Here is a 13,897-nt window from a genome sequence, read left to right as displayed (position 1 = left end):
TCGTACAACACGTAGAATATGTACCTTTTGGCGAGGTTTTTGTGGAAGAACGTAATAACAGTTGGAATACCCCTTACTTATTTAACGGTAAGGAGTTGGATGAGGAAACAGGTCTTTATTATTACGGAGCGAGATACTATAATCCTAGGGAGAGCGTATTCTTGAGCGTGGATCCGCTGGCAGAGATGTTGCCTGGGCGAAGTCCATATGAGTATGCATTTTCGAATCCGGTTAAGTTAATCGATCCTACGGGAATGCTTCCAAAAGATCCAGAAGATGATGTTGAGGATCCTCCAACAAAGAAGAAAGTCACAGAATATAAAACTAAGAATGGAAATCAAGCAGTAATTTATAATACTGGGGGATTAATTAATTTTAGAGGAAGGAGCGATACAGACACTGATGGGGCAGGAGATGCTCATAAAAGCGATAAATCAGGACAATCTCAAACCAGTATACAAGGAGGCGGAGGAGTTTTTAAATCCGCTGGAAAGAATGATGATGTAAATCCGGAAGAGATATCATACACAGTTTTACCGGGAAGAGAGCATTATAAAAAGTTAAAAGAAGAGGGAGTATTTCTAGGAGATGTAGCCTATTCTTTTAATGTAGATACCGACAAGTCCACATTTTCTATAGTAGCTGATATCGGTCCAACAAATAAATTGGGTGAGAATTCTAAGTATGCTAATATCGCATTAGGAGAAGAAAATGCTAGTGCTAGAGTAGGGATAAGTTCAAATTCAGTAATAACAATAGTATTTCCAGGTTCAAGGAAGTATTTCACAGATGCTAATTCACAATATTACACGGGAGGAAAGATTCCTAATCAATCTCAAATTTCAAAGTTAGGTGAAAAATTAGTGAAAGAAAACTTACCTGTTGTAATGTCGATTTTGAATTATTTGTATGTTCAGCCAAAAATTAAAAATTATTAATAATATATGAGATTTTTTATTATAATTACGTTATTCCCCTTATTTTTTTGTTGTCAACAAAAAATAAATAAAAGTAATATAGGGAATGAAGATTTGTCAGGTGTTTATTTTAAAGAAAATGATTTATATAATTATCAATTATCAATTGAGAAAATTGAATCAGATATATATTATTATCAACTATTTTATAGACAGAAATCATTTTTTGATGGTAGTATATCTAAAAAACAGGTTGCAGGGGTAATGAAAAGAGAGCAGGATGAAGATAAGAGTATATTTTATACTTTATATACATCAGCTTTAAAGGAAGGATTTAATTTAATTTTTTTCAATAAAGATTCTTTAGAGTTGAGTATGGATAAAAATAGTGAATTTAAAGGATTTGAATTTTTGGAAGGTAATTATACTAAATATAATTTAAATGTAAATAAAGTAAAACCTGAAAAAATAACTATGAATAATGTTCAGGAAGGTACTTATAAAGAATTTCAAAGTATAGTTCAGGATAAAGAAGTTTATTTATTTAAATATCCTTACCCATCTGAAATTGATTATTTTATTATAAAACTAAATAAAGCCCAAGAGTTAAGGGTATATGATGAATTGAATAATTATAAACCAAGAGGTACATTATTTAAAATTTATTATGTTAAATTGGAGACAAGTGAAGGATGGGTAGAAGGTTGGATGAAAGAAGAAGATCTTAAATATTTTAAGTATATAGTAAGATATATGGATGGAGAAAAGCATGTGTATGGATGGCAAGAAGAATGAATTATTAATAAGATGAATTTTTAATATAATACCAAGAGCGGCAACTTTACAAAGTTGCCGCTCTTTTTGTTTTACTTTTCTTTATTGAGTAGGTCTAAGAGTTCGAGTTCATCTTTAAGAATAAGGGAGCGAATGAGCTGCAGGATATTGTAGATGTCCCATTGGTTGTGTTCGGTGTAATTGGGGAACGAGATTTCGGCTAATAAAGCGGTTTGGGTAACCTTACAAAGAGATTTAATAGTAAAGCCTAAGTTCTCGTAATCAGGAATAGATTTTAGTTTTTGTAAAGTAACTAGGAAATCTTTAGGGTTAAAGTTTTCATTGGAAACATTTTTGTTTTTCATGATGTTGAGAATTAAAGGAAATATATAACCCGTATAACTTAGGTGTCCTACGCTTCTCAGAGCGTTGCGTACGTTTCCGTATACGCCACCATATTACACGGGCATAATTTAATCTTAAAGTCATAATCTGAGAATTTAGGAGTTGTAAAATTAGGTAAAAAAATAAAACCAACTTAATTAAGTTGGTTTTTATATTATTAAAAAAAGTTTGTTTTTATTTTAAGATGGATTGAATTTTACGTTTAGCGATAAAAGCATCAATAACAGAGAAGATGTGATTTTGGTCTGCTTCTTCAAATTTTGAAACTTCTAAAATACGTTCACGTGTATTTTTGTCCATAATAACATCAGCTTTCCCCGTTAGATAATCTAAAGAAACATCTAAAATATCTGCAATTTTACGAGCCGTATCAACAGAAGGAAAAACTTCATTACGTTCATACCGTCCCAATACATTTTTATGAATGCCTAGTTGAGCGGCTAGTTCTGTTTGAGAAATGCCTTTTTGCTTTCTAAGCTCTGAAACTATATTACCAAAATCCATAGTAAAGAAACTTTATAGGTTTAAAAACACGTATAAATAACTAAAAAACAAAGATACGTAAACAAAATCAGTTCTTCAAAACTAAAAAAGTTTGCAAATTCAAACTAAAATGGTATCTTAGCACCTGAATAGGTGTTAATAAAAAATTTAGTCAACCCCAAACAATAAGTTATGACTATCGAAGAGATCAAAGAAAGGATAAGCATTAAACAGGTATTAGCGTATTACCAATTAGAAATCCAAAACGGAATGATCCATTGTCCTTTTCATGCAGATAAGACCCCGAGTATGCAGGTGTTTGAGGATAGTAACAGCGTGCGGTGTTATTCAGGCAACTGTGAGCATTCCAATCAAATGATTGACGCAATAGACTTTATCATGTATAAGGAGAATTTAACTAAACATCAGGCTATTGTTAAAGCTCAGGAGTTAGCCGGAGTAATTACTCCCCCAAGAAGCCGTGAATATCAGACCATCCCAATGGAGAGGTTGGAGGAAGTTTTTTACAAGATGAAAAGCAATTTACGGCAAAGTAAGTCGGCCAGGGAGTATGCCCAAAAAAGATCCTTAGACGTAGAAAAATTAGAAATCGGTTACAATGGAAGAACCTACAAGGGAATTATGAATTGTTTAGTATTTCCTTTGAAAGACAAGAATCATAAAATCGTTAGTTTTTACGGTAGGAGTATAAAATTGTCTGCCGGGACTCCCGGCCATTACTATTTAAAGGATAGGCGAGGGTTGTATCCGGAGTATCCCAAAGAAGATACGAAAAGACTGATTTTAACCGAGAGTGTGATAGATGCTTCAAGTCTGTTACAGATAGAAGACATAGCCAGAGACTACAGCGTATTGGCATGCTACGGAGTGAATGGGTTAACGTTGGAACACAGGGAGGTTATTAAATCTCTGAAAGAACCGGAAGAAATCATCTTTATGTTTGACTCGGATGAAGCCGGAGCTAAGAGCGTAGTAAGATACCGTGATTTTTTACAGGAGCTTCACCCGACAATAAGGCTTACCAGTGTAGAGTTACCGTGTAAAGATATCAATGAAGTCTTACAATTACACCAACCAGCAATCTTTACAGACTTATTGAAACAAAGAAAAGCCATAGAATTCACGAAAGAAAATACAGAAGAATCAGCAGAAAAAAGCCTTATTATTTCACCAGAAAAACAAGAAGAATTTAGCGAAGGCTTGAGTTTAGTAGAGCTGAATCAGCTGATTGGCCAGAGTGGAATCATAGGCGAAGAGAATACAAGGTTATTGCTCTTTATCATAGCCAGCAGTTACCAAACCCCAAGCCCGTTACATGGAATCGTACAAGGAAGTTCAGGAAGCGGAAAAACGCACTTAATATCTAAGATAGCCGAACTGATGCCCCCAGAAGACGTATTGAAATTTACCAGAATCACGGAAAGTAGTTTGTATAATTGGGGCGAATGGGATTTGGTGGGAAAACATCTGGTGATAGAAGATTTAGACGGCTTAAAAGAAGAAGCCCTTTATTCACTCAGAGAGCTTATAAGCAACCAGCAGTTAAGCAGTAGCGTAAGTATCAAAGATAAAAAAGGGAATATCAAAAGTACGCAAAAAAAGGTGAGAGGAATCTTTAGCAGTTTATCAGCTACCACCAAGGCCGATATCTATGAAGACAACATCAGCCGGAGCTTTATACTAGCCGTAGACGAAAGTACCCACCAAAGCAAAAAGATTATCGAGTATCAAAATAAGAAATATGCAGGAGAACTCAGTAAAGAACAAGAAAAACAAGCCAAAAAGCAATTACAAGACTATCTAAGAACCCTTCAAACTATAGAAGTGATTAATCCCTATGCCACAAAGTTAGAACTCCCCGAAGAAGTACATAAGATTAGGCGACTCAACGAAATGTACCAATCGATTATACGACAAATTACGTATTTAAACCAACGTCAGAGAAAATATAATGAAGGAAAGATTTATACAGAGATAGAAGACTTGGAGCAGGCCACAGAAATACTCTTTGAAAGCATTATCTTAAAAATAGATGAACTGGATGGAAGCCTCAGACAGTTTTACGAGAAGTTAAAAAAGTATTTAAAAGACAAGAATAAAGAATTTTACCTGAGAGAAGTAAGGCAAACCCTGAATATTAGTAAAACCCAGATGTTTCGTTATATCCAGAGCTTAAAAGAATTGGATTATATAAAACCCATAGGAGGGCATGAACGCATAGGAATTAAATACAAAATTCTGTATTGGGACGACCATCAAAAACTAAGAAACCGAATCAAAGAGCAGTTACAAAAGCAAATAGAAAAACTAAAAACGGAACAGTAAAGGAACAGGTTTGGAACACCTTTAACAAGGGTAATACTAACAAAACTAACACTTTATAATTTACGTGTTCCCGATTCCTAAAAAATATAACCTAAAAGACGACCGATGCAAGACGACCGATTACAGAATTATAAAAAATACTTAGAGCTGAAAGGCTATCAGAAAAGCAGTATACGAGGCTTATTAAAAAGAGCCGAATTCTATGAGGATAAAACCTCCGGTTTATCCCTATCCCTAAAACCCTCCACCTTACAACAGTATTACTACCAAAAGAAAGTTTATGTAAGATATTTACAAGACGTAGAAAAAGAGGTATATTATTTACCCGAAGAACACCATAAAAAAGAAACAACAACCATAGACATACTCACTTTAGAAGAAGTAGAAGAATTAATAAAAAACTGTAAAGACCTGAGAGAACAGGTAGTCTTAGTCTGTTTATACAGTTTAGGACTTAGGATAAGCGAAGTATCGAATATAGAGCTCCAAGATATAGACCCTAAAGAAAAGCTACTATTGATAAGAAAAAGCAAGACTAAAAAACAAAGACAAGTACCCATAAGTAAAAGTTCCTTAACCCTACTACAAAACTACATAGAAAAAGAAAGACCCGATACGGGAGTTAAATTATTACAAGGACTTCAGGGGGATTTAAGTACAGACGGAGTTTATCAGATAGTAAAAAGACTGATAAAAAGAACCCACATAAACAAACGTATTTATCCGCACTTACTCCGACATAGTATCGCCAGTCATTTATTAACCAGAGGCATGGAAGTAGAGCAAATTAGTAAATTTTTAGGTCATACCAGTTTAGAAAGTACCCAAAGATATACTCATTTAGAAGTAAGCAGTAATAACCAGGAGAATGAAAGAATTTAAAAATTACCTGACCACAAAATATAACTATGCAGAAAGAACCCTGCAAGCAAAAGAAAATCATATAGAAAACTGGAAAAAGCTATGCTTACCAGCTCAACCACTAGAACAATTAAGCACCCAAGAAATACTCAGTTTGATAGAAATCCAGAAGAAAAAATATAGAATCAGTACACTAAATAATCAATTAAAGAGCTTAGAACAATATTATAATTACTTACTAGAAACTCAGCAAAGAAAAGATCATCCCTTAAAAAACTTTAAGATAAAACCAGAGACAAACCCTATCATCCAAGGCTTATTAACAGAGCAGGAACTCACAGAGCTCTATGAGAATTACACAACAAGAAGTCATTTAGGCGGACAATTTACTCACTATCGTCAAAGAAACAAAGTGATAGTAGGCTTAATGATTTATCAGGGATTGGATAGTAGTACCTTAGAAAAATTAGAAATCGGACATATACAATTAGAAAAAGAGCGCATAGAGATCCCAAAGATATCGGACAATAAGCTTAATCCAAGAATATTACCCATAAAAAGTATTCAGAAAGAAGAACTAGAAACCTATCTAAAAAAAACAAGAGAAGAATTACTCAAGCTGGTAAAAGCAGAGACAAGAACAAACCAGCTGTTTCCTAAGAGTTCAAAAACCAGATTCAGCAGTATCACCCAAGCAATAAAAAATCAGCTATCAGTAGAAAAATTACCCACACTAAGATACAGCAGGATTGTACTTTGGATGAAACAATATAACCTGAGAGAAGTCCAGTACAAAGCAGGATATAAAAGTTTATTAAGTCTGGAAAAGTTCCATAGTAAAGACATAGAAAAACTTAAACAATCCATAGAAAAATATCATCCCTTTTAAGTAAACCGAGCCGAACGAAGCACTCACTCACTCAAACAAATTACAAACAACAAGAAGTAAACCACCGACTCAGAGGTCTTTGCAAAGGCATTCGTCGTCGCTCAAACCCTGTTACAGGGTTTAGGTTCCAGCTGCAAGTATTCGCTTACACAAAAACCCTTTCACGTGTTTCGCTTCTCCTCATCCGCAGCTGTTTCATCTGCAAAACAAGTTTGCATCTGTCGCTGCTTATTTTACTGCTCGCAGGCAGGTGCTACGCGCCACGGCGACCAGGTTCATTTGAAAAGAAGTAAACCACCACTAACGCCGTTCACGGTCGGTTTATTCGCCAAAAGGACTAAGGAATTGATTTTATTTTTGGCAAGCTCTCACCGCCCGCGCTTGCACACTCGCTTTACTGCTCGCCGATGCGCATATTGCTCGTTTTTAAAAACTCGCGCAACTCGTTTATTAAAAATCTCGTACGTTTTTTTATTGTTTTTTAAAGAGAAAAACCGCCCAGAAAAAACAATAAAAAATCCGTCAGTTTATTTGTTTCATCTGAAAAATAAAAAGGATGGAGTAATTTTTTATTTTACCTGAAAAAATATATCTTTGGACAGTTAAGAGATGATTGACATAGTTTTTAGCAGACTTGTTTGAACAGAGAAACAGGAGAGGGGGTAAAAAGGATAAGCTTGCGCGAGGGTAGGAGGGTGTAGATGCGTGTTTATACTATTACGGTGCAAGATACTATAATCCTAGGGAGTCTGTGTGGTTATCAGTCGATCCTCTAGCTGAGAAGTATCCAGGAATAAGTCCTTATGCATATGCTTTAAATAATCCAATTAAATTTATTGATGCAGATGGAAGAATAATAGGAGATCCTAATAGTGAAGATGCTTTAAGGCTTAGACAAGTTATGATGAAAACGAAAACAGGTAGAAAAATTTGGAACGAGATGGAATCATCAAATAGGGTTATTTATATAGTTTATGCTCATAATGAAAAGAATTCGGAAATTTTTAATTATTTAAAAGGAGGAGGAGCAGATGGGCAGATTGTAACAAAGAAGATGTATGATGATATACTATCTAGCGGATATGTTTCATCTAATTCGTACGATAGTTCTGCTAAGTTTAATGAAAATACAGGAGAATATGATAAAACATCTGATTGGAATACTACATATATTTTATTAAATGAAGCTCAGATTACTATAGAAAATGAGTTAGCAGAAATTTTTAATGGAGAAAAAGCTAAAATATTAGGAGATATTAGAAAAGGGGGGGAAGAAGCTGCACATTCTTTACAGGACTATATGGATTTTTATAAAAAGATATTCAATCCTCAAACGAAAAAGTATGAAGAAAATAATAATAAAGAGAATGAAGTGCCATACGAAAATAGAAGACATGAAGCAGAAGCTAAGCAAGAAGTTAAAAAAATGGAAAATGAATTATTAGGAGAATAAGTAAATTTTATTTTATATGTATAATATTTTTAAATATTCACTCTTGTTATTTTCTACATTAGTATTTGCTCAGAAACCATTAAATAAATGTTTTTATTTTAAATTTGACGATAAAAATTTTAAATATATTCCATATAATCCATCTAATGTGATTGTAATATATTCAAAAAAAGATAAAAAAATCAAATCTATATCAGAAGGTACTGTTATAAAGGTTGGTGAATTATCAAAAGGAACTAAAATTATAATTATAAAAAAAAATGAAAACCTTTTTGTTTACTCTGGAATAAATAAAATATCGAAAAAAATAAGAATAGGAAGTAATGTTATAGTAGGAGAGTTTTTAGGTAGCTTAAAGAAAGAAGAAGGGTATTTTAAATTTGATTTTCAAGTTTTTAATGATACGAATTCAATCACTTATAAAGAAAATATAGAATGTGACGTGAGAGAGAAATGAATTCAGTAAATATTAATAAAGAAAGCGACCGATTTATCGGTCGCTTTTTGTTTTAAGGTTCCTTATTCAGCAAGTCCAGCAACTCCAGTTCATCCTTAGGAATAAGCGAGCGAATAAGTTGGAGGATGTTGTAAATGTCCCATTGGTTGTGTTCGGTGTAATTGGGGAACGAGATTTCGGCTAATAAAGCGGTTTGGGTAACCTTACAAAGAGATTTAATAGTAAAGCCTAAGTTCTCGTAATCAGGAATAGATTTTAGTTTTTGTAAAGTAACTAGGAAATCTTTAGGGTTAAAGTTTTCATTGGAAACATTTTTGTTTTTCATGATGTTGAGAATTAAAGGAAATATATAACCCGTATAACTTAGGTGTCCTACGCTTCTCAGAGCGTTGCGTACGTTTCCGTATACGCCACCATATTACACGGGCATAATTTAATCTTAAAGTCATAATCTGAGAATTTAGGAGTTGTAAAATTAGGTAAAAAAATAAAACCAACTTAATTAAGTTGGTTTTTATATTATTAAAAAAAGTTTGTTTTTATTTTAAGATGGATTGAATTTTACGTTTAGCGATAAAAGCATCAATAACAGAGAAGATGTGATTTTGGTCTGCTTCTTCAAATTTTGAAACTTCTAAAATACGTTCACGTGTATTTTTGTCCATAATAACATCAGCTTTCCCCGTTAGATAATCTAAAGAAACATCTAAAATATCTGCAATTTTACGAGCCGTATCAACAGAAGGAAAAACTTCATTACGTTCATACCGTCCCAATACATTTTTATGAATGCCTAGTTGAGCGGCTAGTTCTGTTTGAGAAATGCCTTTTTGCTTTCTAAGCTCTGAAACTATATTACCAAAATCCATAGTAAAGAAACTTTATAGGTTTAAAAACACGTATAAATAACTAAAAAACAAAGATACGTAAACAAAATCAGTTCTTCAAAACTAAAAAAGTTTGCAAATTCAAACTAAAATGGTATCTTAGCACCTGAATAGGTGTTAATAAAAAATTTAGTCAACCCCAAACAATAAGTTATGACTATCGAAGAGATCAAAGAAAGGATAAGCATTAAACAGGTATTAGCGTATTACCAATTAGAAATCCAAAACGGAATGATCCATTGTCCTTTTCATGCAGATAAGACCCCGAGTATGCAGGTGTTTGAGGATAGTAACAGCGTGCGGTGTTATTCAGGCAACTGTGAGCATTCCAATCAAATGATTGACGCAATAGACTTTATCATGTATAAGGAGAATTTAACTAAACATCAGGCTATTGTTAAAGCTCAGGAGTTAGCCGGAGTAATTACTCCCCCAAGAAGCCGTGAATATCAGACCATCCCAATGGAGAGGTTGGAGGAAGTTTTTTACAAGATGAAAAGCAATTTACGGCAAAGTAAGTCGGCCAGGGAGTATGCCCAAAAAAGATCCTTAGACGTAGAAAAATTAGAAATCGGTTACAATGGAAGAACCTACAAGGGAATTATGAATTGTTTAGTATTTCCTTTGAAAGACAAGAATCATAAAATCGTTAGTTTTTACGGTAGGAGTATAAAATTGTCTGCCGGGACTCCCGGCCATTACTATTTAAAGGATAGGCGAGGGTTGTATCCGGAGTATCCCAAAGAAGATACGAAAAGACTGATTTTAACCGAGAGTGTGATAGATGCTTCAAGTCTGTTACAGATAGAAGACATAGCCAGAGACTACAGCGTATTGGCATGCTACGGAGTGAATGGGTTAACGTTGGAACACAGGGAGGTTATTAAATCTCTGAAAGAACCGGAAGAAATCATCTTTATGTTTGACTCGGATGAAGCCGGAGCTAAGAGCGTAGTAAGATACCGTGATTTTTTACAGGAGCTTCACCCGACAATAAGGCTTACCAGTGTAGAGTTACCGTGTAAAGATATCAATGAAGTCTTACAATTACACCAACCAGCAATCTTTACAGACTTATTGAAACAAAGAAAAGCCATAGAATTCACGAAAGAAAATACAGAAGAATCAGCAGAAAAAAGCCTTATTATTTCACCAGAAAAACAAGAAGAATTTAGCGAAGGCTTGAGTTTAGTAGAGCTGAATCAGCTGATTGGCCAGAGTGGAATCATAGGCGAAGAGAATACAAGGTTATTGCTCTTTATCATAGCCAGCAGTTACCAAACCCCAAGCCCGTTACATGGAATCGTACAAGGAAGTTCAGGAAGCGGAAAAACGCACTTAATATCTAAGATAGCCGAACTGATGCCCCCAGAAGACGTATTGAAATTTACCAGAATCACGGAAAGTAGTTTGTATAATTGGGGCGAATGGGATTTGGTGGGAAAACATCTGGTGATAGAAGATTTAGACGGCTTAAAAGAAGAAGCCCTTTATTCACTCAGAGAGCTTATAAGCAACCAGCAGTTAAGCAGTAGCGTAAGTATCAAAGATAAAAAAGGGAATATCAAAAGTACGCAAAAAAAGGTGAGAGGAATCTTTAGCAGTTTATCAGCTACCACCAAGGCCGATATCTATGAAGACAACATCAGCCGGAGCTTTATACTAGCCGTAGACGAAAGTACCCACCAAAGCAAAAAGATTATCGAGTATCAAAATAAGAAATATGCAGGAGAACTCAGTAAAGAACAAGAAAAACAAGCCAAAAAGCAATTACAAGACTATCTAAGAACCCTTCAAACTATAGAAGTGATTAATCCCTATGCCACAAAGTTAGAACTCCCCGAAGAAGTACATAAGATTAGGCGACTCAACGAAATGTACCAATCGATTATACGACAAATTACGTATTTAAACCAACGTCAGAGAAAATATAATGAAGGAAAGATTTATACAGAGATAGAAGACTTGGAGCAGGCCACAGAAATACTCTTTGAAAGCATTATCTTAAAAATAGATGAACTGGATGGAAGCCTCAGACAGTTTTACGAGAAGTTAAAAAAGTATTTAAAAGACAAGAATAAAGAATTTTACCTGAGAGAAGTAAGGCAAACCCTGAATATTAGTAAAACCCAGATGTTTCGTTATATCCAGAGCTTAAAAGAATTGGATTATATAAAACCCATAGGAGGGCATGAACGCATAGGAATTAAATACAAAATTCTGTATTGGGACGACCATCAAAAACTAAGAAACCGAATCAAAGAGCAGTTACAAAAGCAAATAGAAAAACTAAAAACGGAACAGTAAAGGAACAGGTTTGGAACACCTTTAACAAGGGTAATACTAACAAAACTAACACTTTATAATTTACGTGTTCCCGATTCCTAAAAAATATAACCTAAAAGACGACCGATGCAAGACGACCGATTACAGAATTATAAAAAATACTTAGAGCTGAAAGGCTATCAGAAAAGCAGTATACGAGGCTTATTAAAAAGAGCCGAATTCTATGAGGATAAAACCTCCGGTTTATCCCTATCCCTAAAACCCTCCACCTTACAACAGTATTACTACCAAAAGAAAGTTTATGTAAGATATTTACAAGACGTAGAAAAAGAGGTATATTATTTACCCGAAGAACACCATAAAAAAGAAACAACAACCATAGACATACTCACTTTAGAAGAAGTAGAAGAATTAATAAAAAACTGTAAAGACCTGAGAGAACAGGTAGTCTTAGTCTGTTTATACAGTTTAGGACTTAGGATAAGCGAAGTATCGAATATAGAGCTCCAAGATATAGACCCTAAAGAAAAGCTACTATTGATAAGAAAAAGCAAGACTAAAAAACAAAGACAAGTACCCATAAGTAAAAGTTCCTTAACCCTACTACAAAACTACATAGAAAAAGAAAGACCCGATACGGGAGTTAAATTATTACAAGGACTTCAGGGGGATTTAAGTACAGACGGAGTTTATCAGATAGTAAAAAGACTGATAAAAAGAACCCACATAAACAAACGTATTTATCCGCACTTACTCCGACATAGTATCGCCAGTCATTTATTAACCAGAGGCATGGAAGTAGAGCAAATTAGTAAATTTTTAGGTCATACCAGTTTAGAAAGTACCCAAAGATATACTCATTTAGAAGTAAGCAGTAATAACCAGGAGAATGAAAGAATTTAAAAATTACCTGACCACAAAATATAACTATGCAGAAAGAACCCTGCAAGCAAAAGAAAATCATATAGAAAACTGGAAAAAGCTATGCTTACCAGCTCAACCACTAGAACAATTAAGCACCCAAGAAATACTCAGTTTGATAGAAATCCAGAAGAAAAAATATAGAATCAGTACACTAAATAATCAATTAAAGAGCTTAGAACAATATTATAATTACTTACTAGAAACTCAGCAAAGAAAAGATCATCCCTTAAAAAACTTTAAGATAAAACCAGAGACAAACCCTATCATCCAAGGCTTATTAACAGAGCAGGAACTCACAGAGCTCTATGAGAATTACACAACAAGAAGTCATTTAGGCGGACAATTTACTCACTATCGTCAAAGAAACAAAGTGATAGTAGGCTTAATGATTTATCAGGGATTGGATAGTAGTACCTTAGAAAAATTAGAAATCGGACATATACAATTAGAAAAAGAGCGCATAGAGATCCCAAAGATATCGGACAATAAGCTTAATCCAAGAATATTACCCATAAAAAGTATTCAGAAAGAAGAACTAGAAACCTATCTAAAAAAAACAAGAGAAGAATTACTCAAGCTGGTAAAAGCAGAGACAAGAACAAACCAGCTGTTTCCTAAGAGTTCAAAAACCAGATTCAGCAGTATCACCCAAGCAATAAAAAATCAGCTATCAGTAGAAAAATTACCCACACTAAGATACAGCAGGATTGTACTTTGGATGAAACAATATAACCTGAGAGAAGTCCAGTACAAAGCAGGATATAAAAGTTTATTAAGTCTGGAAAAGTTCCATAGTAAAGACATAGAAAAACTTAAACAATCCATAGAAAAATATCATCCCTTTTAAGTAAACCGAGCCGAACGAAGCACTCACTCACTCAAACAAATTACAAACAACAAGAAGTAAACCACCGACTCAGAGGTCTTTGCAAAGGCATTCGTCGTCGCTCAAACCCTGTTACAGGGTTTAGGTTCCAGCTGCAAGTATTCGCTTACACAAAAACCCTTTCACGTGTTTCGCTTCTCCTCATCCGCAGCTGTTTCATCTGCAAAACAAGTTTGCATCTGTCGCTGCTTATTTTACTGCTCGCAGGCAGGTGCTACGCGCCACGGCGACCAGGTTCATTTGAAAAGAAGTAAACCACCACTAACGCCGTTCACGGTCGGTTTATTCGCCAAAAGGACTAAGGAATTGATTTTATTTTTGGCAAGCTC

General features: G+C 34.4%; 13 protein-coding genes and 1 pseudogene. 10 read left to right on the top strand and 4 right to left on the bottom strand.

The genetic code is table 11. The features are described 5' to 3' along the window. Together EQ921_RS10610 and EQ921_RS10605 are read left to right on the top strand one after the other, a co-directional pair. A partial coding sequence (locus EQ921_RS10610) for an RHS repeat-associated core domain-containing protein (protein ID WP_370449526.1) occupies window positions 1-938 on the top strand: 938 nt, incomplete at its 5' end. 6 nt (window positions 939-944) lie between these two features. Further along, a complete protein-coding gene (locus tag EQ921_RS10605; protein ID WP_128331622.1) occupies window positions 945-1,712 on the top strand; it encodes a hypothetical protein in 768 nt (255 codons plus the stop codon). 71 nt (window positions 1,713-1,783) lie between these two features. Here EQ921_RS10605 and EQ921_RS10600 read toward each other — a convergent pair whose 3' ends face one another. Both EQ921_RS10600 and EQ921_RS10595 read right to left on the bottom strand, forming a co-directional pair. Further along, window positions 1,784-2,056, bottom strand: coding sequence for a hypothetical protein (locus EQ921_RS10600; protein WP_128331621.1), 273 nt, complete (start codon window positions 2,054-2,056; stop codon window positions 1,784-1,786). Between the two features lie 214 nt (window positions 2,057-2,270). Next, window positions 2,271-2,600, bottom strand: a complete 330-nt coding sequence (locus tag EQ921_RS10595) for a helix-turn-helix domain-containing protein (RefSeq protein WP_128331617.1) — start codon at window positions 2,598-2,600, stop codon at window positions 2,271-2,273. 171 nt (window positions 2,601-2,771) lie between these two features. Here EQ921_RS10595 and EQ921_RS10590 point away from each other — a divergent pair, with 171 nt between their 5' ends. From EQ921_RS10590 to EQ921_RS10570, 5 genes and pseudogenes are all read left to right on the top strand, one after another. Beyond that, on the top strand, window positions 2,772-4,925 hold the full coding sequence (locus EQ921_RS10590; RefSeq protein WP_128331616.1) for a toprim domain-containing protein: 2,154 nt from the start codon (window positions 2,772-2,774) through the stop codon (window positions 4,923-4,925). A gap of 105 nt (window positions 4,926-5,030) precedes the next feature. After that, window positions 5,031-5,807: a tyrosine-type recombinase/integrase gene (locus EQ921_RS10585; RefSeq protein WP_128331615.1), complete on the top strand. Its 777-nt coding sequence runs from the start codon at window positions 5,031-5,033 to the stop codon at window positions 5,805-5,807. Further along, a complete protein-coding gene (locus EQ921_RS10580) occupies window positions 5,794-6,675 on the top strand; it encodes a site-specific integrase (protein WP_128331614.1) in 882 nt (293 codons plus the stop codon). Before EQ921_RS10585 ends, EQ921_RS10580 begins: the two co-directional genes overlap by 14 nt. Before the next feature lie 718 nt (window positions 6,676-7,393). Continuing rightward, a pseudogene (locus tag EQ921_RS10575) lies at window positions 7,394-8,128 on the top strand (RHS repeat domain-containing protein); the annotation flags it as partial. Between the two features lie 16 nt (window positions 8,129-8,144). Beyond that, entirely contained in the window at window positions 8,145-8,585 is a 441-nt protein-coding gene (locus EQ921_RS10570) for a peptidoglycan DD-metalloendopeptidase family protein (protein WP_128331619.1), read from the top strand. Window positions 8,586-8,637: 52 nt separating this feature from the next. Here the strand turns inward: EQ921_RS10570 and EQ921_RS10565 are convergent, their stop codons facing one another. Together EQ921_RS10565 and EQ921_RS10560 are read right to left on the bottom strand one after the other, a co-directional pair. Beyond that, window positions 8,638-8,910: a hypothetical protein gene (locus EQ921_RS10565; RefSeq protein ID WP_128331618.1), complete on the bottom strand. Its 273-nt coding sequence runs from the start codon at window positions 8,908-8,910 to the stop codon at window positions 8,638-8,640. A 214-nt stretch (window positions 8,911-9,124) separates the two neighbouring features. Then, window positions 9,125-9,454, bottom strand: coding sequence for a helix-turn-helix domain-containing protein (locus EQ921_RS10560; protein WP_128331617.1), 330 nt, complete (start codon window positions 9,452-9,454; stop codon window positions 9,125-9,127). 171 nt (window positions 9,455-9,625) lie between these two features. Here EQ921_RS10560 and EQ921_RS10555 point away from each other — a divergent pair, with 171 nt between their 5' ends. From EQ921_RS10555 to EQ921_RS10545, 3 genes are all read left to right on the top strand, one after another. Further along, entirely contained in the window at window positions 9,626-11,779 is a 2,154-nt protein-coding gene (locus EQ921_RS10555) for a toprim domain-containing protein (RefSeq protein ID WP_128331616.1), read from the top strand. A gap of 105 nt (window positions 11,780-11,884) precedes the next feature. Beyond that, window positions 11,885-12,661: a tyrosine-type recombinase/integrase gene (locus EQ921_RS10550; RefSeq protein ID WP_128331615.1), complete on the top strand. Its 777-nt coding sequence runs from the start codon at window positions 11,885-11,887 to the stop codon at window positions 12,659-12,661. Next, on the top strand, window positions 12,648-13,529 hold the full coding sequence (locus EQ921_RS10545; protein ID WP_128331614.1) for a site-specific integrase: 882 nt from the start codon (window positions 12,648-12,650) through the stop codon (window positions 13,527-13,529). Before EQ921_RS10550 ends, EQ921_RS10545 begins: the two co-directional genes overlap by 14 nt. Window positions 13,530-13,897 lie beyond the last annotated feature (368 nt).

The sequence above is a fragment of the Apibacter sp. HY039 genome (genome assembly GCF_004023655.1).
In the GTDB taxonomy this organism is placed as follows: Bacteria; Bacteroidota; Bacteroidia; order Flavobacteriales; family Weeksellaceae; genus Apibacter; species Apibacter raozihei.
The sequence above is the reverse complement of the archived record's forward strand: the minus strand, read 5'-3'. Positions and strand labels throughout refer to the sequence as shown.

Bases quoted from the DNA above. Each gene is read 5' to 3' on its own strand.
- EQ921_RS10605 (WP_128331622.1), top strand. From the start codon at position 945: ATGAGATTTTTTATTATAATTACGTTATTCCCCTTATTTTTTTGTTGT.
- EQ921_RS10600 (WP_128331621.1), bottom strand. From the start codon at position 2,056: ATGAAAAACAAAAATGTTTCCAATGAAAACTTTAACCCTAAAGATTTC.
- EQ921_RS10595 (WP_128331617.1), bottom strand. From the start codon at position 2,600: ATGGATTTTGGTAATATAGTTTCAGAGCTTAGAAAGCAAAAAGGCATT.
- EQ921_RS10590 (WP_128331616.1), top strand. From the start codon at position 2,772: ATGACTATCGAAGAGATCAAAGAAAGGATAAGCATTAAACAGGTATTA.
- EQ921_RS10585 (WP_128331615.1), top strand. From the start codon at position 5,031: ATGCAAGACGACCGATTACAGAATTATAAAAAATACTTAGAGCTGAAA.
- EQ921_RS10580 (WP_128331614.1), top strand. From the start codon at position 5,794: ATGAAAGAATTTAAAAATTACCTGACCACAAAATATAACTATGCAGAA.
- EQ921_RS10570 (WP_128331619.1), top strand. From the start codon at position 8,145: ATGTATAATATTTTTAAATATTCACTCTTGTTATTTTCTACATTAGTA.
- EQ921_RS10565 (WP_128331618.1), bottom strand. From the start codon at position 8,910: ATGAAAAACAAAAATGTTTCCAATGAAAACTTTAACCCTAAAGATTTC.
- EQ921_RS10560 (WP_128331617.1), bottom strand. From the start codon at position 9,454: ATGGATTTTGGTAATATAGTTTCAGAGCTTAGAAAGCAAAAAGGCATT.
- EQ921_RS10555 (WP_128331616.1), top strand. From the start codon at position 9,626: ATGACTATCGAAGAGATCAAAGAAAGGATAAGCATTAAACAGGTATTA.
- EQ921_RS10550 (WP_128331615.1), top strand. From the start codon at position 11,885: ATGCAAGACGACCGATTACAGAATTATAAAAAATACTTAGAGCTGAAA.
- EQ921_RS10545 (WP_128331614.1), top strand. From the start codon at position 12,648: ATGAAAGAATTTAAAAATTACCTGACCACAAAATATAACTATGCAGAA.